Here is a 26,897-nt window from a genome sequence, read left to right as displayed (position 1 = left end):
TCAAAAGTTCTCATTTTATCCATGTAAGCTCTTGGGGGGAATCGAATTATACAACTTGTCCATATCGGGCATGAATGCACAAGATGTGACAAATGGGGGTTTTTCCAGCGCTTTCATGGTATAATATGTTCCGAGCAACAGCCTAACTTCAGTAGAAAGAAGGTTTATGCATTGGCTAAACGTGTTAAAGAACCGAAGCCGGATTGGATTCGGATCAAATTGACAACCGGCGATAACTATCAGGAAATGAAAACGATGATGCGTTCCAAAACGCTGCATACGGTATGTGAGGAAGCGCGGTGTCCGAATATTTATGAATGCTGGGCCAATCGAACGGCCACTTTTATGATTTTGGGCGATATTTGCACAAGGGCATGCCGTTTTTGCGCGGTGAATACAGGCTTGCCAACGGAGCTTGATTTGCAGGAACCAGAACGTGTGGCTGAAGCAGCAGAGCAGATGAATCTGCAACACTGCGTAATTACAAGTGTAGCCCGTGACGATCTGAAAGACGGGGGAGCTACGATCTTTGCAGAGACGGTAAAGGCCGTGCGACGGCGGTTGCCATTGTGCAGCGTTGAAGTACTCATTCCAGACTTTCTGGGCGATCGGGAATCTTTGCAGATTGTAATGGATGCCAAACCGGACATCCTGAATCACAATATCGAGACGGTTGAGCGGTTGTCAGACAAAGTGCGTGCCAAGGCAAAATATAAACGTTCACTGGAATTGCTTGCTCGTGCCAAAGAAATGCAACCTAACATCCCAACGAAATCAAGCATTATGCTTGGTGTAGGTGAGGAATATAATGAAATTTTATCAACAATGGATGATCTTCGTGCGGTGAACTGTGATATTATGACGATTGGTCAATATTTGCAGCCATCGGAGAAACATCTGTATGTTGAAAAGTATTATCCGCCAGAGGAGTTTGCTGCATTAAAACAGGAAGGATTAAAACGTGGGTTCAGCCACGTCGAATCTGGCCCGATGGTACGCAGCTCCTACCATGCGCATGAACAGGTGAAATCGGCTACCAAACATGCTGAACAGGCGGCAACACACGCGTGATGGAGGATACCGGATTGGAAGAAGAAAAAAACACAGAACAGATTCAGGACAAACTTCAGGAACAGATCCAGGAGCCGGTTCAAGAATCGGTTGTTGAGTCAGTTGAAGAAAAGCCCAAAGAACCGGTCATTGTACAGATCGGCGGCAAAAATTATGAAATCGTCCAGAACCACAAAGAAGGCTGGAATCCAGAGGTTTTCCGTGATCGTTACAGTGAAGTGCTGGAGCGTTATGATTATATTATCGGAGACTGGGGTTATAGCCAGTTAAGGTTAAAAGGTTTTTACCGTGATAACCATCCGAAAGCGACAAAGGATTCCACGATCGCCAGTATGGTGGATTATATCAATGAATATTGTAACTTTGGCTGTGCGTACTTTGTGCTTCAGAAGAGCAAAGATCAGCCTCAAGCCAAAGCAAAAAGCGGTTCCTGAGAAGGACCGCTTTTTTGGTGTGTTTATTTTAGTCAAGAAATGCCGTGCGAACCCGGTTCCAGAATGGATAAGGGCGGAAACGCGCGAAACTGACCTTGTGACTGGATACCTGACAACGGACGGAGATCAGATCCTCCACCATCACATTCACATGATCAATGGTCATCAATAACCGCTGATCCTTGCGGGAGAAAATATCACAATGATGATGCTTGGGCAAAATAACCGGTGAACCAAGTGTCCGATAGACCCGGTTATTAATCGATGCAATCTCCGCAATCTGAATGGCCTCGATGGTTGGATGAACCATGGCACCGCCAAGGGCCTTGTTGTATGCGGTGCTGCCTGATGGCGTGGATACACAGATGCCATCCCCACGGAACATCTCAAATGTCACATCGTTAATATCGACCTGGGCCACGACGGTACCGTCTACACCTTTTAACGTAAATTCATTAAGGGCGATGTAAGAGGAATTCCCTGACTTTTTCCGAATCTCAAGCTCCAATAGCGGGTATTGTACAATGCGTGGTTTGAGACGTTCCGGATCTCCTTTGCCACTCATCAGCCTGACTAACTCGCGTAATTCTTCCTTCTTCCAATCGGCGTAAAAGCCGAGATGGCCTGTATGAACCCCAACAAAAGCAATATCCGGAATGCGGTCGATGAAATTGTGAAATGCCTGTAGCATCGTACCATCGCCCCCGATGGAGATAACAATCTCCGGCGATTCTGCATCCAGCTTGAACCCTTCTTCCTTCGCCAGCGCATGAAACTGCTGACTGAGATCAATCGATAACTGGTCTCCGCGGTCTTGAACATAGTATCTCAAGATGAAAGCTCCTTTGTGGTCATTATACTACCGATGATAATCAATTCCGCGAAAGAACACAACGTTTGGGCGCATATTCCGTTAAATATAGATGAATCGTTCACTTATTTTTGGCATGTCGTCTAGGCTTGAGAATGGAACTTAATATCGCAAGGAATAACAACAACACGATGAGGCTTACAAAAACAATCATTCCGGACAAAAAGATCAGTCCCCAGTCCGGTGTATATGTTGATAACGATGGGATGAAACCGGGCTCCATGAGAACGGGTGAAGAGGAACGCCCCATCATGGGTGTCCATAACAGCAGGACCAGCACAGGTGCGATTAGCGCATGAATCGCTCTGGCAAATAGAAATGGACCGTATCTCATGGGTGTGTTGCTAAGAACACTCATAATCTGTGCATGGACGGATAATCCACCCCAGGAGAGAACAAAGGCTGCTGCTGCTACTTTATAGACGAGTGGGATGGATGCCCCGGCACTCCCAGCCTCTTTGTTCCCCAGCGTTACTTCAAACAGCCCACCGACCAAGCTAGGAGATAAGGATGGAGGCAGTCCGCTATGTCGTAACAATTGCTCGGTTATCCCGTATAATCCGCCAAGCCAACCGGTCTGTACAAGCAGCTCCATCATGACCGAGAAGAATACAACCAGCCCTCCTACGATAATAATAAGGCGAAGGGATGAGGAGACTGCCTGGCGCAGCAGTTCACCGAATTCCCGTCCGTCAGCCTTTCTGGCTTCATGCATCGCATAGATGGCCCGTACCAGTCTGTTTCGAGGTGTCTCCTCCGATGGAGATGCAGAAGAGATGTCTGGCTGTGAGCCTTTTGCTGTACCCCCGTGAAAACGCATGAGCATACCCACCAGAAAAGCTGCAGCGTAATGGCTCGCAACCAATACTGGAGCGATGGCGACATTATGGAAGAACCCAACCGATACGGCTCCAATCATAAAGATCGGATCGGATGATGTCGTGAAGGCAACGAGCCGTTCTCCTTCTTCCCGGGTAACCAGCTTTTGTTCCCATAACTGAGCGGTCAGTTTTGCCCCTGTAGGATAACCGGATGCACAGCTTACGGCAAATACAAAACCACCGCTTCCGGGAACACGAAACAATGGACGCATCAGTGGATTCAGTAAGGTACCTAGAAAGTGAACAATGCCAAAGCCGAGCAGCAGCTCGGACAGCACCAAAAAAGGAAAAAGGGAGGGAAACAATACGTCCCACCAGATGGACAGTCCGCGTACACCTGCATGCCAGGTTTCCGCTGGATACAAGACCATTAACACACAAAGGATCAGGAGAGCGAGTGTGACCAGGACATGGGTGAGTCGTTGTGAAGCAGCCATGAATTCTTCTCCTTTATTTTTGGAATGGTCGGTGTGCGGAAGTCTGTGATGTCTATTGCCATCAATATATGAAAAAAAGTGGACAAACAGTACAAAATTATACGTAGAAAGCGCTTGCAAAAGTGGCTGTGTTTTTGAGTGATGTATGCTAAAATGAGAAAAACGCCTGAACGTCACCTAATTGTCTCCAAGGTGGAATTCAATTCGGATGGAGTGATGATCATGAGTCTTGTCACCGGAATCCTGGTCTGTGCTTTTGTATATGTGATACGTGCCTCGCTGGTACGCTCTGAGGAAGAGGACTGGCGGAGTTATTAATGGAATATCTAGTGCGCCTACCTATGCGGTTGGCGCTTTTTTTTGTGTTATGTTTTGAAGAAGTCCTATATACAGATGGCAGGTTACATGTGCTGATGATTTCATGTTATATAGGACTTTTTGGTTTTTTTTGATAGAATGGAGATAAAGGCTTTTGGGGCCTGGATATTGTTACTGTTTTCACAATGTTCACGGAACGTGTAATATATGGCAAAATTCGACATCAGAAAGGGGAATCAGACGAATGAATCCCAGTTTGAGTATTTATGACAATCTTGGCGGTGAGAAAGGTGTTCGCGCACTGGTCGAGGCTTTCTATCCGATCGTTCAGCAGAATGAGCAGCTGGCTCCGCTTTTCCCGGAAGATATTCAGCCGGTCATCGACAAGCAGTATATGTTTTTGTCTCAGTTTTTTGGAGGACCAGGGCTGTTTTCCGAGGCGTTTGGACACCCGATGATGCGTGCCCGTCATATGCATTTTGAAGTGACGGTTGAACGGGCTGAGGCGTGGCTTGCGTGTATGGACCAAGCCTTAACACAGATCGGTGTGGAGGAGCCCTTGCATTCATTTATCCTGCAGCGTTTATCTGGGCCTGCACATCATTTTGTGAATACACCGTAGTTCCGAATATGATTATAAGCGTACGGGAGAGGGATGGAAGAGATTGGAATTAGAGCCGCTATATAAGGTGAAGGTGACCTGTCATTATTGCGAAACCGAGTATGAAACCTCTCGGGTAAGACCGAGTTTGAAAAGGCCCTACCGGACGGATTCGGATTTTTGTGCGTACTACAAGCTGGAGAATCCAGATTTTTATGTGGTTCGAATCTGTCCGCAGTGCGGGTTTGCCTCCACGGAGAACGCAACGGAGCATTTGAATGATGCTCAGCGCAAGGCTTTTAAGGAACAGGTCGGTAATCGCTGGGTAAAACGTGATTATAGCGGAGCACGGACACTGGACCAGGCGCTGGCTACGTACAAGCTTGCTTTGTTATGCGCACAGGTTATCCAGGAGAAAGATCGTGTCGTCGCTGGTCTGTTGCATCATATAGCTTGGTTGTATCGTTATATGGAAGACCATGCACAGGAACATCGTTTTCTTGAATTTAGCCTTGAAGCCTATGTGAAGGTGTTCGAACGTGAAGGAACGGGTGGCAATGAAGCCAAACTGTTGTATTTGCTCGGGGAATTGAACCGTAGGGTAGGACGGTTTAATGAAGCAGTGCAATGGTTCAGCAAGGTCATTCATGACAAGCGGATCACTGATGCGGCCATGATTCGTGCTTCAAGGGAACAGTGGGCTGTGCTGCGTGAGCAGATGATTTCAAGTAAGTTGGAACTCCCTGAAGAGATGCTGGAAACAGACAAAGAGGCTGCGAAGCGCAGCCCCCTCTAAGTTGATCTTGCATTAGTTACGGACAGGACGGTTGGATAACAAATAGTCACTGTCGTTGTCGATCACGGTCATGCTTGTATTACAGCAGGGAAAGACCAGTAATTTCTTTTTGCCTTCGCGAATGAGCACAAGCTCTTTTGGTTTGAGGGGGAGCAGCACGTTGCTTGCATGACAGTAGGGACATTGCTGTACATAGATGTCTCCCATCACAATATCGTAAGGCCAGCTGTTCTCAAATGGAATCATTCTTGTTCGCCTTCTGGTGCGGAAGGTTTGGAGGATTCTTGTTTGGCGAGTTCCGCAATCTTCTGCATCAGGATATGTTGGGGCATGTGCATCAGGTGCTCCAAAGGTACGCCCAGGGATTCTGCTAATTTGACGGCTGTATCAGCCGATACTTGTAAAGGTTTCATACGTTTACCTCCTGAAAGTTACTATAAATACATGTTCAAAAAGTCTGGTTTTCAGTACCGAGAAGATGGAATGAAGCTAGAAATGGAGTAGCGGAGCGTAGGCAAACTACGTGAGCAACTACATTGTTTCCAAAGGAAACAACCTTCGTAAGCATCCGCTTATTTCGGCTGAATTTCATATTCGATGCTGATGATGCCGTTAGGCATGATTCGTAATCAAAAGTGGACTTTTTGAACAACCTCTGTAGCTATTTCTCTAGTATAGAGATACAGCACACAGAAAACCAATTTTTAATTCAATCCTAACCATCCAATTTATAGAGAGAGGTGCCTTATTAAATGAAAACGCCATTACACCCCGTATGGGATCTGGAGTCCATTTTTAGTGGAGGTTCTTCCTCCGAGACATTTGCTGCGTATCTGATTGAACTGGAAGAGGATGTACGTAAACTGCAACATCTGTTGAACGAAACACTTGCACCGACTTCATTAGAAGAGACGGCTGCATTTGATCCGATTTTGGAACTGCTGCAAAGCTGTTATATGCGCGTATCGGAAGGTTCTGCGTTTGTATCCTGCCTCTCATCGCAAAACCAGAAGGACAAAAAGGCAACGCAGCTTCAAGGCGCCATCAGTTCCCTTGGTGCGATGCTGAACGGCAGTAAATCGAAGTTCGATAATACACTCAGTCAGACATCAGATTCGGTGTGGGACGCTTGGATTGCTCGGGAAGATATTCAGCCGCTGGCATTTGTACTGAACGAGAGTCGCACGCTGGCTCGTGAGAAGCTGTCGCCTGAACTGGAAGGTCTTGCTCTGGATCTTGGTGTAGATGGTTACCATGGTTGGGGCAAATTCTACAACACGATCGTCAGCAAGGTGAACATTCCATTTGAGCAAGATGGGGAAACGGTGATGCTCTCCGCAGGACAGGCTGCCAACAAGCTGAGCGATAGTGATCGGAATGTACGTGAGACGGTATTCGCAAACTGGGAGCAGGCTTGGACCGATGTTGAAGATTTCTGCGCTGACACGCTGAATCACCTCGCGGGATTCCGTCTGAAGTTATATGAGAAACGTGGCTGGGATGATATCCTCAAAGAACCTCTGGCTATCAACCGGATGTCACGTCAGACACTGGATACGATGTGGGATGTGATTAATGGTGCCAAACCTGCGCTTGTTCAATATCTGGAGCGCAAGGCAGAACTGCTGGGGGTAGACAAGCTCAGCTGGAGCGACGTAGATGCACCTGTAGGTAAATCGAGTGGCAAAATCACTTATGATGAGGCAGCCATCAATATTGTTGAACAGTTTGCCAAGTTCAGTCCTAAACTTTCCTCGTTTGCAGAGATGGCTTTTGAGAAACGCTGGATCGAAGCAGAAGACCGTCCTGGCAAGCGTCCAGGCGGATTCTGTACGTCTTTGCCACTTAGCAAAGCAACCCGAATTTTCATGACCTTCTCCGGGACACCATCTAATGTGTCGACTCTTGCGCATGAACTTGGTCATGGTTATCATCAACACATTATGGAAGAGTTGCCTGCATTGAATCAACGTTATGCGATGAATGTGGCTGAGACAGCATCCACGTTTGCTGAACTGATTGTAGCAGATGCCCTGGTGCAGGCGGCAACAGATGAGCAAGAGAAGCTAGCTTTGCTGGAAGACAAGATACAGCGAAGTGTGGCTTTCTTTATGAACATCCATGCCCGGTTCCTGTTTGAGAATCGTTTCTATGAACAACGCAAAAAAGGCCTGGTCAACGCGGATGAATTATCCAAATTAATGGTGGAGGCGCAGCAGGAAGCATTCTGCGGTGTACTTGCATCAGATCATCCTCATTTCTGGGCATCCAAACTGCATTTCTATCTGACTGGTGTGCCATTCTATAATTTCCCATACACGTTTGGTTATATGTTTAGTGCGGGAATCTATGCAAGAGCGCAGCAGGAAGGTACAGCATTTGCAGATAAATATGATGATTTGTTGCGGGATACAGGGCGTATGACGGTCGAAGAACTTGCCCAGAAACATCTGGGTACAGACCTGACACAACCGGAATTCTGGCAAAATGCTGCGGACTTGGTTATTGCCGATATTGAGCAGTTTCTACAGATGACGGCGACCGAAAAATAGGTTGAATATATATGAAAGAGGCTGCAATCCCCTGTTAACAGACACGGGATTGCAGCCTCTTTTTGTACTGAGTCCTCATTTTCGATTCTCGAAGATTTTGTCGTAATTGAGTGAAAAAGCTCAGTTTAAGGGAGTGGAATGGCAATTAATTGTGCAAATAATAGTTAGAAATACCCAACTTTGACTTTGTTTGTTGAATGAGCACATATGATGCCATATAATGAGTCGTAAGTCCTTGATGTATAGGACTATAAGCATATAAGGAGAGTGTTAATATGAAAATTGATGAGCTTTCATTAGCGAGACAGTTGGATCTGGTATTCAAAGAACTTGATCATGAGTTATCAGGGTTAGATTCAGGGGTAGTTTTTGTGCAAATACGAAACAACGTAATTGGGAAATTCGGTATTCGACATAATCCGATAGCTGGACGAGATGGGCAGATGGATGTGGAGGAAGGGGGGCTAAACAAAACCCAGAGAACTTCTTTCCGGGCAATGGCACTGGAGACGTTGAAATTCAAACGCAATTGGACGCATGGCGAGATATCATACGACTTCACAGTAAGACAAGGTATGATTTTGGTAGATGCAACAATGGAGTCTAATTACAATATGGCAAGCCTGATGATTCGTTACCCTAGAACCAATACATACAAGGATTCAGATATGGAGTCGACCTCCTAATTAGTTGCACAAGAGAAAGCGGCACTTCCGAAGAAGGCCGCTTTTACTTTTGGATTCTGCTTAGGCTCAAGCAATAATTACGAGCTTACGAACGACCCGATAATTGCTGCTCAGCGATTTGCACCAGACGTTTAGTGATGTATCCACCCAGAGAACCTGTCTCACGGGAAGTATAGTTACCGTAGTAACCATCTTGTGGAATAGTTACACCCAGCTCTTGAGCAGCTTCAATTTTTAATTGTTGCAATGCTGCTGTTGCTTGGGGAACGACCAGGTTATTGGAGCGGCTACCGCTACCTTGGTTTTGACTTCCGTACATATGTGTCACCTCCTTATGGGTTGGTGATGTTAGTATGGTTAGAGAATAAGGAAATATACATGATATGGCGTAAGGAAAAATATGGATAAATATCAGTGCACAGGACACATAAAAAAGCCGACCCAATGCGGGTCGGCAAGTTGTATTTGGATATCCAAATATATGGTGATAGCGTAAAAGCAAAATAGAGGATGATCAGCTCGTTTAGTCTGTAGGAGGTATAACCTCAATACGTGTAAATAACTCAACAGGCTGTTCCGGTTCCAAGCGAATCAACCCGGTTTGTTCATCCGATAAAGCCAAATTAGGTGCATCCGGGAGCCAAGTGTACGGTTCAATGCACAAGAACTGATCGGATTCACCTTTGGTAAAGAGAACCCAATGTTTGAAAAATGCTTCATCTGCTGAATATTTCAATGTATATCCATCTTGCCTGCGTAAGTAAGCCGTAGCCGGTTCACCTTCGGTAGCTTTCAACAGGGTATCCCAGTTACGTCCCTGCAAATTGATGCCTTCGTTAAGAGCAGACCATTCGCCCAGGGACTCCAGTTCACCTGTCGGTAATTGTTCTTCATTCTGTCCGTATATTCCGGAAACAGGCAGTTGCAGTGTCCAGTCGGCAGGTTTGCCGTCTAACAAAAACCATGTATGATATCCCATCCCAAAAGGAGCAGGTGTCGAGCTCAGATTGGTGACTCGCAGACGCTGGCTAAATACAGCGTTTTGCAGACTGAACGTCATCTCAAGTTTCAGGGGAATCGGGAATTGAGCCATCCAATGCTCTTCATTTTCGGTCAGTAATTCAGTCGTAATTGCACAGCCGTCTTCATCTTCCTCAATGTCACTGACACACCAGGATTGGGTACGGTGGAGACCGTGAATATGGTTGTCATTCGCCGTGTTCTGATCGAACTGGTAACGAACGCCTTCATATTCGAATTGTCCACGATGAATGCGCCCTGGTGGAATCAGGAGAGGAACGCCAAAATGGTACGGCTTCTGCAGATAAAAGGCAAGATCGTCTTCATCCGGACGGCGGACGACATCTCTGTCCTGCACTAAATCGCGAATAGAAATAATATTATTTCCAAGACGCGGCAGCAGGGTGATTTCCAATTCACGGCTATGTAGGATATACGTGTCGTAACCATTCCATTGGCCTTTGGTCACTTGTTTCATATCGATGCTCCTTTTCCCACTTGAAATCTGTCTGCAAGCAGTTGTGATGAAGCTACTGCTGCAGGCGTGTCGTTGTGTACATGCCAGCTATTTCCTGCGCTATTTCGTGTGAAGCAGGCAACAGGATAAGCAATTCCATCATAACAGATTTTGATGTCTCGGGTAAAAAAGTTCAACTCATTTTGACATTCGCGCCTGTGCGCATTAAGATGGAACTCTGAAAGCATTTATTAGAATTGAATGACAAGAAATCGATGACAGGGATAAGTAGGCCAAGAGAATCCTCTTCAGAAAGCCGGTGGTTGATGTGAACCGGTGTGAGCTCTTTACCGAATGGACCCTTGAGTGTAGGTTTGAACAGGTTAAGCCAGAGATGGGCTTGCCCCACTAGAGTCTGCCGTATAATCCACGTTACGGAACAATGAAGGCATTTCTTCGGCTTGACTTGATTCAGGGTCAGAGCAGTCGAAGAAAAGCGAATAAGGGTGGCACCACGGTCTCACGTCCCTTGCGGATGTGGGGCCTTTTTGCGTTCGCAGAGAATGGCAGGAGTTTTTTTATATACAATCAGGGAGGCGTTATGTGCAATGAAAACAGTACTTTCAGGTATTCAGCCAAGCGGTAAGCTCACATTGGGCAACTATATTGGTGCCATCAAAAATTTTGTAAAACTCCAGCATGACTATCAATGTCATTTCATGGTGGTGGATCTTCATGCCATCACCGTGGCTCAGGAGCCAGCAGCATTACGTGAACAGTCGGAAGCGGTAGCTGCACTGTTTATTGCAGCAGGTATTGATCCGTCGAAATCTAACGTATTTCTGCAATCCCATGTACCGCAGCACGCTGAATTGGGCTGGTTGATGACAACGCTGACCTCCATGGGTGAGCTTGAACGCATGACTCAGTTTAAGGATAAATCATCCGGTAAAGATTCCGTTGGTGCCGGACTGTTCGTGTATCCATCATTAATGGCGGCGGATATTTTGTTATACAATGCTGACCTTGTACCAGTAGGTGAGGATCAGAAGCAGCATCTGGAACTGACACGTGATCTGGCAGGACGCTTTAACCACCGTTATGGGGAGTACTTTACCATTCCAGATCCGTATATCCCACAGGTAGGTGCACGGGTGATGTCACTTGACGATGCCTCTTCGAAGATGAGCAAAAGTAACCCTAATGCTGGCAGCTATATTGCCCTGCTGGATCCGCCGGATGTGATTCGCAAAAAAATCAGCCGTGCCACTACAGATTCGGGACGTGAAGTCGTATATGATCCGGCTAACAAACCGGAAGTCAGCAATCTGATGAGTATCTATGCTGAATGTGCAGGTATGACGCTTAAGGAAGTAGCTGAGCGTTATGAAGGCAAGATGTACGGTCCATTCAAAAAGGAATTGGCTGAAGTGGTTGTATCTGTGATTGAACCGCTACAACAACGATATAATGAGATTCGTGAGTCTGGCGAATTGGCGGATGTTCTGGATACGTCAGCCCGTCGTGCAGAAGAAGTTGCTGCTCAAACGTTGGATGCGGTGAAAGAACGTATGGGATTTGTTCCGAGACGTAAACAGTAGTCCTGAACAAAGATCTTCATTTCATGCAATGAATAGTTAACATAAATAAAGAGGAGTCCTATTGAAGGACTCCTCTTTATTTGTGCGTTCATTATTGAACTATCAAATGACCTGCTCAAGAAGTGGGCTCTGAAGCAGCCGAGCGAACTTCCTGACGTTCTTTTTTGGCGCGAATCACAAATCCCCAGCCAATGTTGGCAATGGACAGGACAAACAGTAGTGCAGCAAACCAACCGGAGTAGGAGATCATAATTGCTGAAACCGTTAACAAGATAATCGAAGAGAATGCGAACCATAAGGATAAGCCTTTACTCATTGGGAAAAACCTCCATCTACAAATTTAGTAAAACTCCGTATAACCTGTAGCCTACGAGCCATAATAATCTTGCAAGCTTGCAATTACATTACAGACACAGATTGAAGGGAGATTATAAATATGGCTCAAGGATCTCGTTCTAACAACTTGGTGGTACCTCAGGCAAATTCAGCACTGCAACAATTGAAAATCGAGGCTGCACAGGAACTGGGTGTAACTATCCCACAAGACGGTTACTATGGTAACTACACTTCCCGTGAAACAGGATCTTTGGGTGGATATATCACCAAACGTCTGGTACAAATCGCTGAGCAGTCTCTGGCTGGGTCTGGCAAATAATTTATTTTAACCAACAGCAACAAAACAGGATAAACAGAAAGCCCGGAGCGGAAACGCTCCGGGCTTTCTCGCGTATCAGTTCCTATGTCTGATTGTGCCTTGCCATGCTCACTTCGTCAAGGGCGTGCAGATAAAAGTTTTTTATCCATTTTCTCATCGCTTAACCAGCCTACATACGTATCAATCGTTTCAAAATTCCGATCCATCACAATTACAGCGACAAATGGATATTGTTTCCGGTGTCGATAACGTACATCTGCCCAGCGGACCTTGTAACCGGCAGGCAGTTCTTCAACCTCTGCCACCGCATAGGAGGTGAAATAGAGGAAGGCACTGACTTCCGGTGATTTGCGTGAAGCAGCAACGGCCGCATGAGTAGAAGACGAGGCGTGCAGACTCCATACCAGGTTAGAACCATCCATTTTACCGATCACATAACTGCCGTCCTCAACTCGTTTAACCACATGCCAGCGGTTCCAGGATATCGTTGGAATGACGATGTATCTTGCCTGCTCTGGGCTGTTGTCGAGACGTCTTACTTTTCTGACTGCTTGTGCACGAGCAATCGTTCGCCATATATAATATAAACCGGTCAAACTATACAACGTAACGAAGAGTGGTGCAGGGGCGATCAGATCAAAGGCCCATAACAGGATAGCTATGACATGTGTAGTGAATAGAAACGGATCAAAAATATGAATGATGTTCCAGGCGATCCAGCGTTCCGTAAAAGGCCGGGCGGCTTGGGTTCCATAGGTGTTGAACAGATCGGTGAATACGTGAAAGCCTACGGCCACAGCGGTCCACGTGGCAACGTGTCCAATAGGGACACCAGGGAATATCAATGCAATGACGCCGGTGATGAGCAAAACCCATAACAGGAGAAATGGCAGAGAGTGTGACAAGCCCCGATGATTCCGAATGTAAAGCGAATTGCTTTTGAGACGTAACGCAGTATCGATGTCTGGGGCCTGAGAACCGGCGATCGTGCCAACCATTACCGCAGCTGCAAGCATGGGACTAGCCGCGACAACAGGATCGACATAAGCCAGACCGGCTAGACCAATCCCCATGACAAAATGTGTAGAGGTATCCATAAACGTCTCCTTTGTGTGGTGTATCGTTCTAAGGCATATTACTTCTCTATCTAGGTGATACCCATATATAGTGTATAATATCCGTCTGTCAGGATGCAAAACATCCCTAATTTCAAAGTTATGACAATTACCTGTGACATACCCAATAAATGTACGTAGTTTGTCAAACTATTTTGGCAGTTCCTATGATAAACTTTATATCGGATACAGTGAGAAAAATCGCCAGAGAACGTACGATACTATTCGAATGATATATAACGCTAAAATAATTTATGGGCATTGTTCCTTTAAACCGTTACAATAATATAGAATCTCATAAAAAGTAGGTTTCTTTGAATACATATGTCACAGTAGATGGATGAAGCGAAACAAACGTGATTTTAGGTTCACATATGTATGCGTATTCATAAGAGGAGATACAGAAGGGACGAGGAAGATGCTGAAAAAGTACAAATGGACATGGATGCTGCTCGGGCTCGCACTGATAATGGCTGTGTATCTGATGTGGGGCACCGTATTTGCCAGTAAGGAAAAATTACCCGAGATTCGTGAAATCCAATCCTTTTCTATGGAAAATGTAGATGGCAGTACGGTATCACTGGAGGATACTCAAGGGAAAGTCCGATTGTTCTACTTTTATTTCACCAGTTGTCCGGATGTCTGCCCTATTACGACCTTTACGTTATCTCAGGTGCAGGATCTGTTGAAAGAGGACGACACCTTCGGTAAAGATGTCTCATTTGTCTCTATTTCATTCGACCCGAAAGTCGATACAAGAGAGAAGATTAAGACGTTTGCGGACCGCTTCCACGCGGATTATTCCGGATGGTACTTCTTGCGAGGGGATATGGACAAAACCAAACAGTTCGCCAGGGATTCATTCCAGATCCTGATCGAAGGGGAGAATAAGGACGATTTTGCCCATATGAACATGATCGGGTTGGTGGATGAGAATAACCAGTTGCGCAAGGTATATAACGCATTTAATACAGAGGACGTTGTGCCAGCTGTCATTGCCGAGGATATTCGCAATCTGATCAACGAATAATCATCTGATCATCATACTGTAAAGGCTGCCTTCAGGTTGGATATCAACCCAAAGGCAGCCTTTTGGTGTTTCATTTTAAAAGGAAGGATGTTCAGGGTATTGGATGTATGTCTCTAACCCGGCCTTTTCCAGCTGGGCAATGATATACTCATCAGGTGTTCCTTCCACACCCGCATATCCTCGTCGTGTATACATCTGTACTGCATCCGGGAAAGCATCCCGAAGTACACCTCTAATTTTTTTGCCGGAACTGTCATTATCCATAAATAAAAAGACTTCATCATAACCGACTTGCTTGCGCAGGGTCTCCAACTTGAGGGAATTAAGTGTTCCAAACGTACATAGAATGTTGATTTCGGGTCCAACCAGACGTTTCAGTTTGCTTCGGTCATTCTTACCTTCCACAATGACATGAATAGGCATGATATTCACCTCTTGTTCGAGAGCTTATGTCGACATTCCCCGGGAAATGTTGCAGCGAAAATCGACTGATTATATAAAATGGACTCCTTTCTTTACACTGTTCACCACGCGGATAGGAGCGCCTCTGATTTCTAAATTCTTTTCACGTACCTCAGGGTTTAATTTCTGATCAGGAGTGGCCGTTACGGTTACGGATCGTTCCTTCGATCGCTGTTGTCTCCAAATTTCTGATTAATTTTTTATAGGTTGAAATATGGAGACAAAGGCGAACGCTATCGCTTCTTCAAAATCGATTCCGTCCCCTTCACTACTTCCAATGATCATCCATACCCGATGACGGTATTCAAGAAAAAAATGAAATCTTAAAGACAGCGCTGATGATCCCTAGGCCGCTCCGTTCGTGTGTAAAACGTTAGTCCATTTTATATAGTTTAGCTGTAAATGGGGGAATGATGCAAAGCTAATGAAAATACTGGCCTAATTGATGCCATAACGGTAAGGAGACAGAGACTGATCGGAATTTAGTTTAATATAGTTTTGGGATCGGCAAGGGAAGCTTCACCTCTGCTTGTATAGTATGGAAGCAGTAGCATACCAATCATTAACAAAAGAAACGCGATGAAATAGGGTGATAACCCAACACGAAGTTGCCCGGCTGTGATGGGGCCGATGAAAGAGCCTATGGAAGTGGCGATGGATTGCAGCGAGAATATGCGGCCTAATCTGCTTCCTCCGCTCAGACGGATAAATAGGGTAGCCATAGCTGGAAAGATAATGCCTTTGGACATCCCGAGTACAAATAATACGGTAGACAACGGGATTTGCGGAATGGCGGCCATTACAAAAAAACACAAGGACATTAACAGCACACCCGCAACCAGACGCAGTTTGGGGGAATACCGGTTGAGAAATAACATGCTCAGTGTGAAGAGAGCTCCGATACTGATTACGGAAAATAACAGGCCGGTAGACATGATGGACGAATGCCCTCCTCCTCGAAGGGGCAACTCGAAGAAGAGAATCCCTTGAGCACAGGCAATCACCAGCGGCAAGGCAAAGTATCGCCAGGACACCGGCAGGAATGCACTTGTGGCATCTGCTGGTGAAACGTCAGGTTTGGCAGGTTCAGTTACTCTCTCATGCTGCTTGATGATGCCACGGGGCATCGTCATGAAAGCAATGACACCTGTGAGAATAAGCAAATAACCCAAACCTGAGAATGTAGCAGAGAATCCCATGGAACCCACAATGATCGCACCGGCTGCTGGCGATACCACAGACGCGAGGGTATGCACTACCCCGTGACCCGACATATACTTCCCCTGTTTCACCGGATCGCTGGATAACTGTGCAAGCAGGGCGAGACATGCAGGAGACAGGAAGGCCAGTACAAAACCGCTGATGGAACGCAGCGCCAGCAGTTGCCATGGTGTCTGGACATAGGCTTGTAGGAGCAGGATCAATCCTGCTCCGAGCAGACTGAATACAATGTAGCGGCGACTGCCATGTTTATCGATTTGTGTTCCAGCAATCAGATTGCCAGGAAGATGCGTTAAGGAATAAATGCCCATCATCCAGCCAATGAAAGTAGGGGCGGCTCCCAGCGAGATGGCAAAAGGGGTCAGAATGGGATACTGGGCGTGCAAATCAAATACGGCAAGGAACAAAAACAGGTATAGCCAGATGGCCGTTTTCACATAAGCCCCTCCTTGTTAAGCGATGCATGTTCAAACTACAGGTCTTGAACGTGTTCCCCGTTCGCCCGGCAGAACCTCATGGTACTACTTGTACGCCCGGCGGGACGAACTTAGACCGTTTATTTTTAAGGGAGAGGGCTTAGCTGACAGCAGCTTCGGAAATCATGTATAATATTCGGGAGTGTTACGAATGAATTCTAATACGGAAGGTGTAGTCATGAACATAGAAGTAATCAAAGAGTTTGTGATGCAGAACTGGCTGGTGATCGTGGTTGCATTGATCATATTGTTCTTTGTTCTGAATGTGGTCAAAACCGTATTGAAATGGGCGATTGCCATCATCATTATTGCGGCTCTACTGATATACAGCGGCATCTCCATTGATCAGATCAAACAGACAGTGACAGACGTACAATCCAGTACGATGGACACGTTGAAGAAGGAAGCAACCAGCATGATGCTTAAGGAAGCTTCCAAAGCGAAATACGTCAAAGGACAGGATGGAGCGTTCACCATCACAAGTCCCAATGTGGAAATTAAGGGAAGAACTCAATCAGATAAAGTTGATGTGACCTTCCGCGGAATTTCACTTGGCGAATGGAAACTCGACAATGAAACCATACGTACGTTTGTCGAACAGGCACAGGAGAACAAAACAGCACCAGCATCGTAGTAAAGGGGGAATCGGTACGTGCTGCAGAATTGGCTGGACAGCCTGAAGGAATTGAATGGCATCACGATTATGCTGTTGCTGATTGTGGCTGCTTCATTATTGCAGGGTTGGTCCAGAGGGGCTTCGCGTTCAGCAGGCAGACTCTTTGGGTTCCTGATGGATGGCATTATGGCGGTCATTGGTATTCTGTTGTCGATCGGTTTAACATTGTGGCTTGCACCATATGTACAGCAGTGGCTGACTGAGTATGCTTCTGCCATGCCTAATCGTGAGTTGAACCGGTGGGAACAGATGTATTATACGATGGTTACGGCGATTGCAGATTTTCCACTAATGCGGTTCGCTGTATTATTTGTATTAAGCTATGGACTCATCCGACTGATTCTCGGGTTTCTCTCTTCATTTATTTTTAGCAGCAGGCAGGGGTCAGCCGAGGAAAGTGCGCCTAAAGGTATGTTTAGTCGGTTGACGGGTGCATTAATTGGCACGATCATAGGCTCCGTCCGCGGAATGATTGTTATTGCAGTCTTGTTCATGATTGTCAGTCTTTATCCCGGGAGTATGTTCAGCCGATATGTGGAGGCGTCTCCGATCTATATGCAAGGGGCCAAATCGGTTATCGAACCGTTGTCTGGAACGTTTATCAAGGACAAGCTTCCCGTATTTACGCAGGCTGTGCAGAAGGAACTGGGCGGCATCCTGCAACGCAAATATGAAGTTATCGACCACAATATTCCGACGGACATTGAATCTGCAGCGAGTGAGATTGTTAAAGGCCAATCGACAGATGAAGCCAAAGCAAGAGCACTATACGACTGGGTAGGTTCACGTATTCAGTATGACTATGGTAAAGTGGATGACTATGAGCAAAAGGGCATATGGCATGAACAGAATCCACAGAATACATTTGATACACGCAAAGGCGTATGTATTGATTATGCCCGTCTCTATGCCGTGATGGCCCGTTCACAAGGACTTGAAGTCAAAGTTGTTACAGGACTTGGTTATAACGGCCAGGGAGGGTACGGTCCGCATGCGTGGAATGAGGTGTATTTGAGTGATTCCGAGAGCTGGGTTCCGCTTGACCCGACATGGGCGATCAGTGGAGACTGGTTTAATCCTCCGAATTTTGCCGACACCCATCTAAAGGATCAGTCAGCTTAACATTACAATGGACATGGGTCCGGAATATGACGACGTTGCCAGGTTATCATGCCGCGAAGAATCAGTTTGAGTGGTATGCATCAAGTCATGAAAGAGGTAGGATGGATGAAAAAGCATTCCAATGAGAAGGATGAACTTACAGACAAACGGCGCTTCAGTTACCGAATGAACGTATTTTTCTTCGCTTCCTTTGTTATTTTTAGCGTTATTATTGTACGCTTGGCCTTTTTGCAATTTGTGGAGGGCCCTGAACTTAGTCAGGAAGAAGCAAGTAACATTACCAAGGATGTACCGCTTCCTCCTGTGAGAGGCACGATCTATGATTCTACAGGTGAAGTGAAGCTGGCTTATTCCAAGCCCATTCAGTCTCTCTATTTGACACTGTATAAAAACTATGGGGATGTTGATGGGAAACCGAGTCCTAACATAGGGGAAGTGCAGGATATTGCAACCCGGTTGCATGATGTATTTGAACAGTACAAGCTGAAGGATTCAGAGTCACTTACAGTGGAGAAAATTATTGAAGAGATGGACTTGAACTCCCGCAAAGCGAACGGTTTTATGCCGCGTCTGATCAAGAGTGATCTGTCCGAGGGAGAAGTCGCTTATTTCCTGCAACATAAGGATGAGTTCAAAGGTATTCAGATCGTCGAGGAGAGTGTACGATTCTACGATCCGGATACGGTAGCGGTTCAGACAATCGGTTATCTGAAGAAGTTCAGAAGTTCGAAGTCCTTGGACAAATACAAAGAGGTGGACGAGGCCAATAAAACGCAAACGGATCCGGGCCTGGTGTATACGGAAAATGAATTTGTAGGCTTTGATGGACTGGAACTGCAATATCAGGATGCTCTCCGCGGCAAAAGCGGATATACATCCGTTGATGTTGATTTGCGTAATTTGCCTGAAGGTGTAGCAGGTTCTACACCGCCGCAGAAAGGTTACGACCTGATTTCCAGCATTAACAAGAACGTCCAGGTGAAAACAGAACAGGCCATTCTGGATCAGTTGAGTTGGCTTCATCGAAATCAGGTTTCCGGTCGATTGCATCCCAATGCCAAGACCGGATTTGCGGTTGCGATGGAAGTGGATACGGGGAAAATCGTATCTGCTGCCAGTATGCCAGATTATGATACCAACATCTGGAGAACAGGCAGTATCACAAATGATCAGTATGATGATATCAAATATGTGTATCAAAATGGTACGATTCGTTCATTCCCTCCGGATGACTCTAAAAAGCGAGCTGAATCGATCGTGTTACTCGGTTCCACCATCAAACCGCTTAGTGTCTTGATCGGTTTGAAAGAAGGTTTCTTCACTACCAATACGGTTTATTCGGATAGAGGTTCAACGACCTTTGGTGGGGACAATCGCAGAGTGCAGAACTCATCAGGGCATGTGTATGGTGCAATGTATCCTCGTGATGCGATTCGTCATTCCTCGAACGTATTCATGATTGATGAGATTGGGAAGAAGATGTACTCAAAATACGGTGCGACCGGAATTGACAAATGGGATGAATACATGAAGCAGTTTGGCCTTGGGGTATCTACAGGGGTTGATCTGCCGAATGAATTCCTGGGCATACGGGATTACATGAACGACACGGAAAGCTCGTTGACTCGTCTCGTGTATGGTTCCTTTGGACAGCAGGGAAAATACACAACCATGCAGTTAGCACAGTACACGACAATGCTGGCGAACAAAGGAAAGCGGATGGAGCCACAACTGGTTAGAGAGTTCCGGGATTCGGAAGGCAACGTGGTCGAGAAAGTAAAACCGAAGGTACTCAGCACGGTGGAGTTTAACGATGCCTACTGGAATGAAGTACAACGAGGCATGGCAACCGAGGTATCTGCATTTAGCGGATTCCCTTATGACTTTGCCAGAAAAACAGGAACATCGACACAGGTAGTAGGCGGTAAACTGGTGGATAACGGTGTATTTATCGCCTATGCACCACGTAATAATCCAAAGCTTGCTGTCGCTGTGGTTATCCCCGAAGGGGGCTTTGGATCGAGCAGTGCGGCTCCGGTTGCACGTGCGATCTTCGATGCCTATGACGAGGAATTCGGTCTCGACGGTGTACCGAAAAAAGACAAAAATAAAGATTCAGAATCGGAATCAGGCACACAGTGATGTGAGGCATTGGTTACAGAGGGGACCCTTCGTGGGTCCTCTTTTTTGTTTTTACGTGGAGAATGGATCGTAAGGGTGGACTAATTAGTTGCATTAATATGTAACCATATGAGCTGTACCACGTTTATATAAGGGAAGGGGAAACGCGATCTGGAGAAATGGATAACGTTGATATGTCAGTGTTTACATTGGAATCGGTAGATTGGGTAGTGTAACGGTTCTGTTTACGAAAATGTAACCAAATATTGAAAGACTTGACAGCTAACCTTTGGTAGACTTGTATGAGAAAGGATTAAATATCGGATTCAACACGTTCACAAGACGGATTAAATATTTTATTTTTATAAAGGAACGGGAGAGGCTTAAAACATGTTTAACCGATTGAGGAAGAAACCCATGACTGAGGAAGATACACCCGTCAACAAGCCTTCCACGGCAAGGCTGAATCTGTTTTTTTTCGCGGCATTTGTCATATTCAGTATCCTTATTTTCAGGTTGGCCTTTGTACAGTTTGTGGAGGGTCCTGAACTGACGTATATGGAAACGAGTCGTAATACCAAGGATATTCCGCTCGCACCTGTTCGTGGTCCCATCTATGATGCTACGGGAGAAATTGCGCTTGCTTACTCGGAACCTGTGCAGTCCCTCTATGTGTTGTTGTATGAGGATTATCGGAATGATGAACGTAGACAGGAAGCAGAGGAACTGGCTCATGATCTGGCGGCTGTGTTTAAGCAGTTTAATCCCGGGGATAAAGAGCAGCCGGATGCGGAAGAGATCATTAAACGCTTGGATCTGGATTACCAGAAAACGTTCGGGTATGTGCCGAGGCTTGTGAAGTCGGATCTATCGACTAAAGAAATTGCTTTTTTCATGGAGAAAAAAGCAGAATATCCAGGCGTTATGGTGTTGGAAGAAAACATAAGAAAATATGACCCGGATGGCGTAGCGGTTCAGGTTGTGGGTTACACAAGAGAGTTCAAGCGAGCACCAGATTCCATTACCAAATATAAGGCCATCCGCGAGGGGGCAAGTACCCAGCGTGATCCTGGGCTTGTGTACCATGAAGAAGAGAAGGTTGGCTTCGATGGGCTGGAGCTTCAATATCAGGAAGCACTTCGTGGACGAAGCGGATATCAGTCCATTGATATTGACGCACGCAATCTTCCAGATGGAACGATGTTACAGACGCCACCAGAGAAAGGCTACAGTCTGGTTTCCACCATTAACAAGGAAATTCAGATGGCCGCACAAGAAGCAATAACGGACGAATTGCGAAGACTCCCTAAGGCAATTACCGGATACGCAGTAGCCATGGAAGTGGATACGGGGAATGTGGTGGCTATGGCAAGTATGCCGGATTATGATCCGAACGATTGGGATTATGACAAAATCAAATATGTATTCCGGAACGGAACCACCGAGTCGTTCCCACCGAATGATGCCAAGCCTAGTCGGGCGGAATCTGTTATACTTCTTGGATCAGTAATCAAGCCGTTAAGTGTCCTGATTGGATTGAAAGAGGGATTATTTACAGCAGGACAGACCTATCACGATCAGGGATATGCTATCTTGGGGAAAGACGGACGACAAGTGAAGAACTCACATTCTGCTTATAATGGTTCTATTACGGCGAGAAGAGCGATTGAGAAATCCTCAAATGCGTTTATGATCGACATGGTGGGTAAACGTTTGTTAAGCAAATATGGCTCGGATAAAGGAATTGATATCTGGGACAAACACATGAAGGAATTTGGCTTGGGTGTGTCCACTGGTGTAGATCTGCCTAATGAATTTCTGGGTAGGCTAGAATATAATAATAAAGACGAATCAGCTCTAACACGTTTGGCGTTTGCCTCGTTTGGACAGCAAGCCAAGTACACCACCATGCAACTTGCCCAATACACGACCATGCTTGCGAATAAGGGCAAACGGATGGAACCACATCTGGTGAAGGAAATTCGTGACGCGGATGGCAATGTGGTGAAAGAGATCAAACCTAAGGTGCTTAATGAAGTTGATTTTGCCGATGCGCACTGGAATGAAGTGCACAAAGGAATGGTTACCAAAGTAAGCTCATTTGACGGGTTCCCATACGATTATGCACGGAAAACAGGAACATCAGAGCAGGGGACAGGACCGAACAAAAAAGAGAATGGTGTATTTATTGCCTTTGCACCACGAGATAATCCGAAGCTTGCTGTAGCTGTTGTTGTACCGGAAGGTGGGTTCGGGTCAGTCAGTGCCTCGCCGATTGCACGGAAAATCTTCGATGCATACGATGAAGTGTATGGTCTCGATGGAACGCCAAAAGGTAAGAAAGACGAAGGAAAAGACAACGAGTAATGTAAAAGAAATGCGGCAGATGTAGCGCTTTTACATCACATCTAATAGGTTAATGAAGTGAACAATATATGAATTTGGACAGGCAGGGGAAATAATCCCTTGCCTTTTTTTTTGGCTTCGGATAAAATTTGCACAAGGGAAACATTATTAGTCTTGATTAAAATTTAATACCTTGCACAACAAAATTAGATGTAGACAAGTATTTTAGGAGAGGGAAAGGGGACGGTTGAATTGTTAATGGTGAAAATGAGGAGTATTCAGAGGGGGTTCATTACGCTAGCGGCTCTGGTTCTGGTTGTTGTACTTACGGCATGTTCCAGTGATGCAGAGACGAGCAGTGGTGGCAAGCTTCAAGTAACCGCTACAACGGGAATGATCGCTGACGTAGCACGTGAGGTAGGCGGGGCATATGTTGATGTTACCGGGCTAATGGGCCCGGGAGTTGACCCCCACTTGTACAAGGCATCCCAAGGTGATATTCGCAAGCTGGAACAAGCCAAAGTCATTTTCTATAATGGACTGCATCTTGAAGGCAAAATGACAGATATTTTGGAGAAAATGTCCTCAAGCAAACTGGTTACTGCCGTTACAGAGACTATTCCAGTTGAGGAGTTACACTCAGGCAAAGATACAGGCGGCACCGAATATGACCCACACGTCTGGTTTAACGTCAGCCACTGGATGCATGCGGCAGAAGCCGTACGCGATACGCTCGTGGAGGCGGACCCGGACCATGCGGAAGAATACAAAGCTCAGGCAGAGGCGTATCTGGCGAAGCTCGAAGCACTGGATGCCGAGGTACGTGAGAAGATTCTGGAGATTCCGGAAGCAAGCAGGGTATTGGTTACGGCGCATGATGCATTTGGATATTTTGGTCAGGCTTATGGCATGAAAGTGATGGGGCTTCAGGGCATCAGTACAGCAGCCGAATATGGGGCAAAAGATGTTAGCGAACTGCGGGATTATCTCGTAGATAACCATATCAAAGCAGTATTTGTTGAATCGAGTGTGCCTGCAAAAGCGATGGAAGCCATCATTGCCGGAGCAGCTCAAAAAGGACATACGGTCAGCATTGGTGGAGAACTGTTCTCGGATGCCATGGGGGCTGAGGGAACGGAAGAAGGCACATACATCGGTATGATTCGCCACAATGTTGAGACGATTGTAGAAGCCCTGAAATAATGAATCACATGAAGAGAGGAGTTACAGGATTATGGAAGATACAACTTTATTGGAACAAACTCCTACGAAACTTAATAATAGTCACTTGCAGGGAACGCAGCCAACATCAGCTCCTCTTAGTGTGAGGGATCTGGCTGTTGCGTATCACAAAAAGCCGGTGCTTAGCAGCGTATCCTTCGATATTCCGGAAGGACAGCTCATCGGTATTCTTGGCCCAAATGGCGCAGGGAAATCAACACTGATCAAAGCCGTTCTGGGACTGGTACCAAAGATGCATGGAGAGGTTCGGATCTTCGGACAATCGTACAGGGAACAACGTCGCCGCATCGGTTATGTGCCCCAACGGGAATCGGTAGACTGGGATTTCCCTACGCATGCGCTTGATGTGGTGATGATGGGACGGTATGGTCATTTGGGCTGGTTCCGTCGTCCGGGGAAAAAGGAGCGGGACCTGGCTGCACACTGCCTGGAGCAAGTCGGCATGGGCGATTACATGTACCGCCAGATCAGTCAGCTGTCCGGTGGACAGCAGCAGCGTGTCTTTCTGGCGCGGGCACTCGTACAAGACGCAGATCTGTATTTCATGGATGAGCCATTTGCAGGTGTCGATGCCACCACAGAGAAAGCGATCATTTCGCTTTTGGAACAGTTGAAGAAACAAGGCAAGACGGTACTGGTTGTTCACCATGATCTGGCGACAGTCGAGGAATATTTCGACCATGTGCTGCTGCTCAATGGACGATTGGTGGCAGGTGGGCCGACAAGTGAAGTATTTGTACCGGATACACTGCAAGAGACGTACGGAGGCCGGATTGCGATGATCGGAAGCCGGACGGAGAAAGGCCAGGTGTAGTGCATGTGGAACTGGATCGTTGCCATCTTATCTGACCCGAATACACGTTGGATATTGCTTGGCTGTCTGTTGTTGGGATTCAGTAGCGGAATTATTGGCTCCTTCACCTTTCTTCGTAAACAGAGCCTGATGGGGGACACCCTTGCTCATGCTGCTCTGCCTGGGATCTGTATTGCATTTATGTTGACGGAAACGAAGTCCGTCGGATTATTCCTGTTCGGTGCTCTGGTGGCTGGCATTGTCGCTACCTTCGGAATCTCGTGGATTACGCGCTACTCCCGAATCAAGCAGGATGCGGCGATGGGAATTGTGCTGACCGTATTTTTCGGGATTGGTGTAGTGATGCTGACGCGCATCCAGCATGGGGCGAGCGGAAGCCAAAGCGGACTCGATAAATATTTGTTTGGGCAGGCGGCATCCATGGTCATGACGGATGTGTATGTCATGGGAGGCGTATGTCTCGTATTACTGATTGCCTGTCTGGCCTGGTTCAAGGAATTTAAACTGGTGAGTTTTGACCCGGGATTTGCACGTGGTATGGGACTGCCAGTTGCGATGTTGGAGCAGCTCATCCTGCTCTTAACGGTAATCGCGGTGGTGGCCGGAATACAAGCCGTTGGTGTCGTGCTTGTTGCGGCCTTGCTGGTAACCCCAGCAGCAGCAGCACGTTGCTGGACCGACTCACTCGCACTGATGGTGGTGTTGGCAGGCATATTTGGTGCATTGAGCGGGGCAACAGGAACCATCTTCAGCACGCTTGTACCTAATCTGCCGACAGGGCCTGTAACCGTTCTTGCGGCTACGGTGTTGTTTGCCGGATCAGCCTTGCTAGCTCCGCGTCGTGGATTATTAGCTCGACGGTTGCGCAGTATTCAGGCAAAATCCGCGTATATGCGTGAAGAGCGGGCAACACTTCAGACTCTTGCCACACAGCGAAATCAGCAGGAACGGGGGGAGATGTAATGGCAACGTTTTGGATTATTTTGACGGCCGTATTGGTATCTTCTGCCTGCGCCATCCTCGGTTGTTTTCTAATTCTGCGACGAATGGCCCTGGTCGGTGATGCGATCAGCCATGCGGTTCTCCCCGGTATTGCAATTGCTTTCCTGTGGAGCGGTTCCAGAGATTCATTGTGGATGCTGCTCGGCGCAACGGTGTTTGGACTACTGACGGTGTTCTTCATACAGAGTTTGCAGGCGGGTGGACTCTCGTCTGATGCCTCGATCGGAATTGTGTTCACAGCACTCTTCGCAGTAGGTGTCATTCTGATTAGTCTGAACGCCCAGCATATTGATCTGGATTTGGACTGTGTCTTGTTCGGTGAGATCGCTTATGTACAGTGGGATACGCTAACCCTTGGAGGTACGGATGTCGGGCCGAGGGCGGTCTGGATGCTGGGTATCACTTTGCTAGTCATCCTCGTCGTCATTGGGCTGTTCTACAAACAGTTCAAGCTATGTGCCTTCGATCCGGCGCTGGCTGCGGCCTGCGGCATTCCAGTGGTACTGTTCCACTATCTGCTCATGGGACTCGTTTCCATGACATCCGTAGCTTCATTTGAAAGTGTTGGTTCGATTCTCGTGGTGGGCATGCTGATTGTACCTGCGGCAACGGCTTATCTGCTCACAGATCGTCTGGGCAAAATGATTCTTTACGCCGTCCTGATCGGAGCAGCATCTTCGGTTGGAGGTTACATCATGGCATACGCCCTGGATGCTTCCATTGCGGGCTGCATGGTAGCTGTTGCTGGAATTTTGTTTGTTCTTGCACTGCTGCTGTCACCGAAACACGGCATCGTATTCCGTTACGCTCGTCGCAAATTCGCGGCACGTTAATTCATAGAGATTGTCAGCCGCCTGCTTTGCAGGCGGCTTTTTTGATTGGACTGTAAA

The 26,897-nt window shown here is 46.7% G+C and carries 28 protein-coding genes and 1 other annotated feature; of the genes, 18 read left to right on the top strand and 10 right to left on the bottom strand.

Going from position 1 to position 26,897, the window contains the following annotated elements; genetic code table 11:
- The first annotated feature begins 171 nt into the window (after positions 1-171).
- Together lipA and BLS69_RS25865 are read left to right on the top strand one after the other, a co-directional pair.
- The gene (lipA, locus tag BLS69_RS25870; RefSeq protein WP_017692371.1) at positions 172-1,071 is read left to right on the top strand and encodes a lipoyl synthase; all 900 of its coding nucleotides are present in this window, start codon (positions 172-174) and stop codon (positions 1,069-1,071) included.
- 14 nt (positions 1,072-1,085) lie between these two features.
- Positions 1,086-1,505 carry a YutD family protein gene (locus BLS69_RS25865; protein WP_249912809.1) on the top strand — a complete coding sequence of 140 codons (420 nt, stop codon included), beginning with the start codon at positions 1,086-1,088 and terminating at the stop codon, positions 1,503-1,505.
- Between the two features lie 28 nt (positions 1,506-1,533).
- Here the strand turns inward: BLS69_RS25865 and BLS69_RS25860 are convergent, their stop codons facing one another.
- The gene (locus tag BLS69_RS25860; RefSeq protein WP_036673293.1) at positions 1,534-2,337 is read right to left on the bottom strand and encodes an NAD kinase; all 804 of its coding nucleotides are present in this window, start codon (positions 2,335-2,337) and stop codon (positions 1,534-1,536) included.
- Between the two features lie 100 nt (positions 2,338-2,437).
- A complete protein-coding gene (gene ylbJ, locus BLS69_RS25855; RefSeq protein ID WP_091037925.1) occupies positions 2,438-3,694 on the bottom strand; it encodes a sporulation integral membrane protein YlbJ in 1,257 nt (418 codons plus the stop codon).
- A gap of 153 nt (positions 3,695-3,847) precedes the next feature.
- Here ylbJ and BLS69_RS32325 point away from each other — a divergent pair, with 153 nt between their 5' ends.
- The 3 genes from BLS69_RS32325 (at position 3,848) to BLS69_RS25845 (ending at position 5,409) form a co-directional block, all read left to right on the top strand.
- A complete protein-coding gene (locus BLS69_RS32325; RefSeq protein ID WP_155984997.1) occupies positions 3,848-4,012 on the top strand; it encodes a hypothetical protein in 165 nt (54 codons plus the stop codon).
- Between the two features lie 244 nt (positions 4,013-4,256).
- Positions 4,257-4,634 (top strand): globin domain-containing protein, encoded by a 378-nt coding sequence (locus BLS69_RS25850; protein WP_036605723.1) that lies wholly within the window; start codon positions 4,257-4,259, stop codon positions 4,632-4,634.
- Positions 4,635-4,677: 43 nt separating this feature from the next.
- On the top strand, positions 4,678-5,409 hold the full coding sequence (locus BLS69_RS25845; RefSeq protein ID WP_091037923.1) for a DUF2225 domain-containing protein: 732 nt from the start codon (positions 4,678-4,680) through the stop codon (positions 5,407-5,409).
- 12 nt (positions 5,410-5,421) lie between these two features.
- Here the strand turns inward: BLS69_RS25845 and BLS69_RS25840 are convergent, their stop codons facing one another.
- Positions 5,422-5,655, bottom strand: coding sequence for a hypothetical protein (locus BLS69_RS25840; RefSeq protein WP_091037922.1), 234 nt, complete (start codon positions 5,653-5,655; stop codon positions 5,422-5,424).
- Positions 5,652-5,822, bottom strand: a complete 171-nt coding sequence (locus BLS69_RS25835; RefSeq protein ID WP_091037920.1) for a YycC family protein — start codon at positions 5,820-5,822, stop codon at positions 5,652-5,654. Before BLS69_RS25835 ends, BLS69_RS25840 begins: the two co-directional genes overlap by 4 nt.
- A gap of 339 nt (positions 5,823-6,161) precedes the next feature.
- On the opposite strand from BLS69_RS25835, the gene BLS69_RS25830 reads away from it, so the two are divergent.
- Positions 6,162-7,961, top strand: a complete 1,800-nt coding sequence (locus BLS69_RS25830) for a M3 family oligoendopeptidase (protein WP_091037919.1) — start codon at positions 6,162-6,164, stop codon at positions 7,959-7,961.
- 275 nt (positions 7,962-8,236) lie between these two features.
- Positions 8,237-8,647 (top strand): O-methyltransferase, encoded by a 411-nt coding sequence (locus BLS69_RS25825; RefSeq protein WP_091037917.1) that lies wholly within the window; start codon positions 8,237-8,239, stop codon positions 8,645-8,647.
- A gap of 85 nt (positions 8,648-8,732) precedes the next feature.
- On the opposite strand, the gene BLS69_RS25820 is transcribed toward BLS69_RS25825, so the two are convergent.
- Entirely contained in the window at positions 8,733-8,966 is a 234-nt protein-coding gene (locus BLS69_RS25820) for an alpha/beta-type small acid-soluble spore protein (protein ID WP_047841310.1), read from the bottom strand.
- 204 nt (positions 8,967-9,170) lie between these two features.
- Complete coding sequence (locus BLS69_RS25815; RefSeq protein WP_036673298.1) at positions 9,171-10,145, bottom strand: aldose 1-epimerase; 975 nt, start codon at positions 10,143-10,145, stop codon at positions 9,171-9,173.
- Between the two features lie 245 nt (positions 10,146-10,390).
- Positions 10,391-10,657, top strand: a binding site (T-box leader).
- A 75-nt stretch (positions 10,658-10,732) separates the two neighbouring features.
- Here BLS69_RS25815 and trpS point away from each other — a divergent pair.
- Positions 10,733-11,725, top strand: coding sequence for a tryptophan--tRNA ligase (trpS, locus tag BLS69_RS25810; protein ID WP_036605729.1), 993 nt, complete (start codon positions 10,733-10,735; stop codon positions 11,723-11,725).
- Between the two features lie 115 nt (positions 11,726-11,840).
- On the opposite strand, the gene BLS69_RS25805 is transcribed toward trpS, so the two are convergent.
- Positions 11,841-12,041: a hypothetical protein gene (locus BLS69_RS25805; protein WP_017692385.1), complete on the bottom strand. Its 201-nt coding sequence runs from the start codon at positions 12,039-12,041 to the stop codon at positions 11,841-11,843.
- A gap of 120 nt (positions 12,042-12,161) precedes the next feature.
- Here BLS69_RS25805 and BLS69_RS25800 point away from each other — a divergent pair, with 120 nt between their 5' ends.
- A complete protein-coding gene (locus BLS69_RS25800) occupies positions 12,162-12,380 on the top strand; it encodes an alpha/beta-type small acid-soluble spore protein (protein WP_017692386.1) in 219 nt (72 codons plus the stop codon).
- A gap of 116 nt (positions 12,381-12,496) precedes the next feature.
- On the opposite strand, the gene BLS69_RS25795 is transcribed toward BLS69_RS25800, so the two are convergent.
- Complete coding sequence (locus BLS69_RS25795) at positions 12,497-13,477, bottom strand: metal-dependent hydrolase (protein ID WP_036605731.1); 981 nt, start codon at positions 13,475-13,477, stop codon at positions 12,497-12,499.
- Between the two features lie 436 nt (positions 13,478-13,913).
- On the opposite strand from BLS69_RS25795, the gene BLS69_RS25790 reads away from it, so the two are divergent.
- On the top strand, positions 13,914-14,525 hold the full coding sequence (locus BLS69_RS25790; protein ID WP_091037915.1) for an SCO family protein: 612 nt from the start codon (positions 13,914-13,916) through the stop codon (positions 14,523-14,525).
- Between the two features lie 75 nt (positions 14,526-14,600).
- On the opposite strand, the gene BLS69_RS25785 is transcribed toward BLS69_RS25790, so the two are convergent.
- Positions 14,601-14,948, bottom strand: coding sequence for a toprim domain-containing protein (locus BLS69_RS25785; protein ID WP_062837991.1), 348 nt, complete (start codon positions 14,946-14,948; stop codon positions 14,601-14,603).
- Between the two features lie 521 nt (positions 14,949-15,469).
- The gene (locus BLS69_RS25780; RefSeq protein ID WP_091037914.1) at positions 15,470-16,645 is read right to left on the bottom strand and encodes an MFS transporter; all 1,176 of its coding nucleotides are present in this window, start codon (positions 16,643-16,645) and stop codon (positions 15,470-15,472) included.
- A gap of 190 nt (positions 16,646-16,835) precedes the next feature.
- Here BLS69_RS25780 and BLS69_RS25775 point away from each other — a divergent pair, with 190 nt between their 5' ends.
- From BLS69_RS25775 to BLS69_RS25740, 8 genes are all read left to right on the top strand, one after another.
- A complete protein-coding gene (locus tag BLS69_RS25775) occupies positions 16,836-17,318 on the top strand; it encodes an ATPase (RefSeq protein WP_174806458.1) in 483 nt (160 codons plus the stop codon).
- A gap of 18 nt (positions 17,319-17,336) precedes the next feature.
- A complete protein-coding gene (locus BLS69_RS25770) occupies positions 17,337-18,482 on the top strand; it encodes a transglutaminase domain-containing protein (RefSeq protein WP_091037912.1) in 1,146 nt (381 codons plus the stop codon).
- 105 nt (positions 18,483-18,587) lie between these two features.
- Positions 18,588-20,624, top strand: coding sequence for a peptidoglycan D,D-transpeptidase FtsI family protein (locus BLS69_RS25765; protein ID WP_091037911.1), 2,037 nt, complete (start codon positions 18,588-18,590; stop codon positions 20,622-20,624).
- Between the two features lie 396 nt (positions 20,625-21,020).
- Complete coding sequence (locus BLS69_RS25760) at positions 21,021-22,970, top strand: peptidoglycan D,D-transpeptidase FtsI family protein (protein WP_176873030.1); 1,950 nt, start codon at positions 21,021-21,023, stop codon at positions 22,968-22,970.
- Between the two features lie 237 nt (positions 22,971-23,207).
- Entirely contained in the window at positions 23,208-24,152 is a 945-nt protein-coding gene (locus BLS69_RS25755) for a metal ABC transporter solute-binding protein, Zn/Mn family (protein WP_091037908.1), read from the top strand.
- A 31-nt stretch (positions 24,153-24,183) separates the two neighbouring features.
- Positions 24,184-25,005: a metal ABC transporter ATP-binding protein gene (locus BLS69_RS25750; protein ID WP_244898219.1), complete on the top strand. Its 822-nt coding sequence runs from the start codon at positions 24,184-24,186 to the stop codon at positions 25,003-25,005.
- A gap of 3 nt (positions 25,006-25,008) precedes the next feature.
- Positions 25,009-25,968, top strand: coding sequence for a metal ABC transporter permease (locus tag BLS69_RS25745; protein ID WP_091037906.1), 960 nt, complete (start codon positions 25,009-25,011; stop codon positions 25,966-25,968).
- Positions 25,968-26,840 carry a metal ABC transporter permease gene (locus BLS69_RS25740; RefSeq protein WP_047841304.1) on the top strand — a complete coding sequence of 291 codons (873 nt, stop codon included), beginning with the start codon at positions 25,968-25,970 and terminating at the stop codon, positions 26,838-26,840. The genes BLS69_RS25745 and BLS69_RS25740 overlap by 1 nt, the downstream gene beginning before the upstream one ends.
- Positions 26,841-26,897 lie beyond the last annotated feature (57 nt).

The organism is Paenibacillus sp. CF095, assembly GCF_900101225.1.
In the GTDB taxonomy this organism is placed as follows: Bacteria; Bacillota; Bacilli; order Paenibacillales; family Paenibacillaceae; genus Paenibacillus.
This window is presented reverse-complemented; position numbering and strand designations above follow the sequence as displayed.

Coding starts and splice junctions, on each gene's coding strand:
- ylbJ (WP_091037925.1), bottom strand. CDS start 3,694: ATGGCTGCTTCACAACGACTCACCCATGTCCTGGTCACACTCGCTCTC.
- BLS69_RS32325 (WP_155984997.1), top strand. CDS start 3,848: ATGAGAAAAACGCCTGAACGTCACCTAATTGTCTCCAAGGTGGAATTC.
- BLS69_RS25850 (WP_036605723.1), top strand. CDS start 4,257: ATGAATCCCAGTTTGAGTATTTATGACAATCTTGGCGGTGAGAAAGGT.
- BLS69_RS25840 (WP_091037922.1), bottom strand. CDS start 5,655: ATGATTCCATTTGAGAACAGCTGGCCTTACGATATTGTGATGGGAGAC.
- BLS69_RS25835 (WP_091037920.1), bottom strand. CDS start 5,822: ATGAAACCTTTACAAGTATCGGCTGATACAGCCGTCAAATTAGCAGAA.
- BLS69_RS25830 (WP_091037919.1), top strand. CDS start 6,162: ATGAAAACGCCATTACACCCCGTATGGGATCTGGAGTCCATTTTTAGT.
- BLS69_RS25825 (WP_091037917.1), top strand. CDS start 8,237: ATGAAAATTGATGAGCTTTCATTAGCGAGACAGTTGGATCTGGTATTC.
- BLS69_RS25820 (WP_047841310.1), bottom strand. CDS start 8,966: ATGTACGGAAGTCAAAACCAAGGTAGCGGTAGCCGCTCCAATAACCTG.
- BLS69_RS25815 (WP_036673298.1), bottom strand. CDS start 10,145: ATGAAACAAGTGACCAAAGGCCAATGGAATGGTTACGACACGTATATC.
- trpS (WP_036605729.1), top strand. CDS start 10,733: ATGAAAACAGTACTTTCAGGTATTCAGCCAAGCGGTAAGCTCACATTG.
- BLS69_RS25805 (WP_017692385.1), bottom strand. CDS start 12,041: ATGAGTAAAGGCTTATCCTTATGGTTCGCATTCTCTTCGATTATCTTG.
- BLS69_RS25800 (WP_017692386.1), top strand. CDS start 12,162: ATGGCTCAAGGATCTCGTTCTAACAACTTGGTGGTACCTCAGGCAAAT.
- BLS69_RS25795 (WP_036605731.1), bottom strand. CDS start 13,477: ATGGATACCTCTACACATTTTGTCATGGGGATTGGTCTAGCCGGTCTG.
- BLS69_RS25790 (WP_091037915.1), top strand. CDS start 13,914: ATGCTGAAAAAGTACAAATGGACATGGATGCTGCTCGGGCTCGCACTG.
- BLS69_RS25785 (WP_062837991.1), bottom strand. CDS start 14,948: ATGCCTATTCATGTCATTGTGGAAGGTAAGAATGACCGAAGCAAACTG.
- BLS69_RS25775 (WP_174806458.1), top strand. CDS start 16,836: ATGAATTCTAATACGGAAGGTGTAGTCATGAACATAGAAGTAATCAAA.
- BLS69_RS25765 (WP_091037911.1), top strand. CDS start 18,588: ATGAAAAAGCATTCCAATGAGAAGGATGAACTTACAGACAAACGGCGC.
- BLS69_RS25760 (WP_176873030.1), top strand. CDS start 21,021: ATGACTGAGGAAGATACACCCGTCAACAAGCCTTCCACGGCAAGGCTG.
- BLS69_RS25755 (WP_091037908.1), top strand. CDS start 23,208: ATGGTGAAAATGAGGAGTATTCAGAGGGGGTTCATTACGCTAGCGGCT.
- BLS69_RS25750 (WP_244898219.1), top strand. CDS start 24,184: ATGGAAGATACAACTTTATTGGAACAAACTCCTACGAAACTTAATAAT.
- BLS69_RS25745 (WP_091037906.1), top strand. CDS start 25,009: ATGTGGAACTGGATCGTTGCCATCTTATCTGACCCGAATACACGTTGG.
- BLS69_RS25740 (WP_047841304.1), top strand. CDS start 25,968: ATGGCAACGTTTTGGATTATTTTGACGGCCGTATTGGTATCTTCTGCC.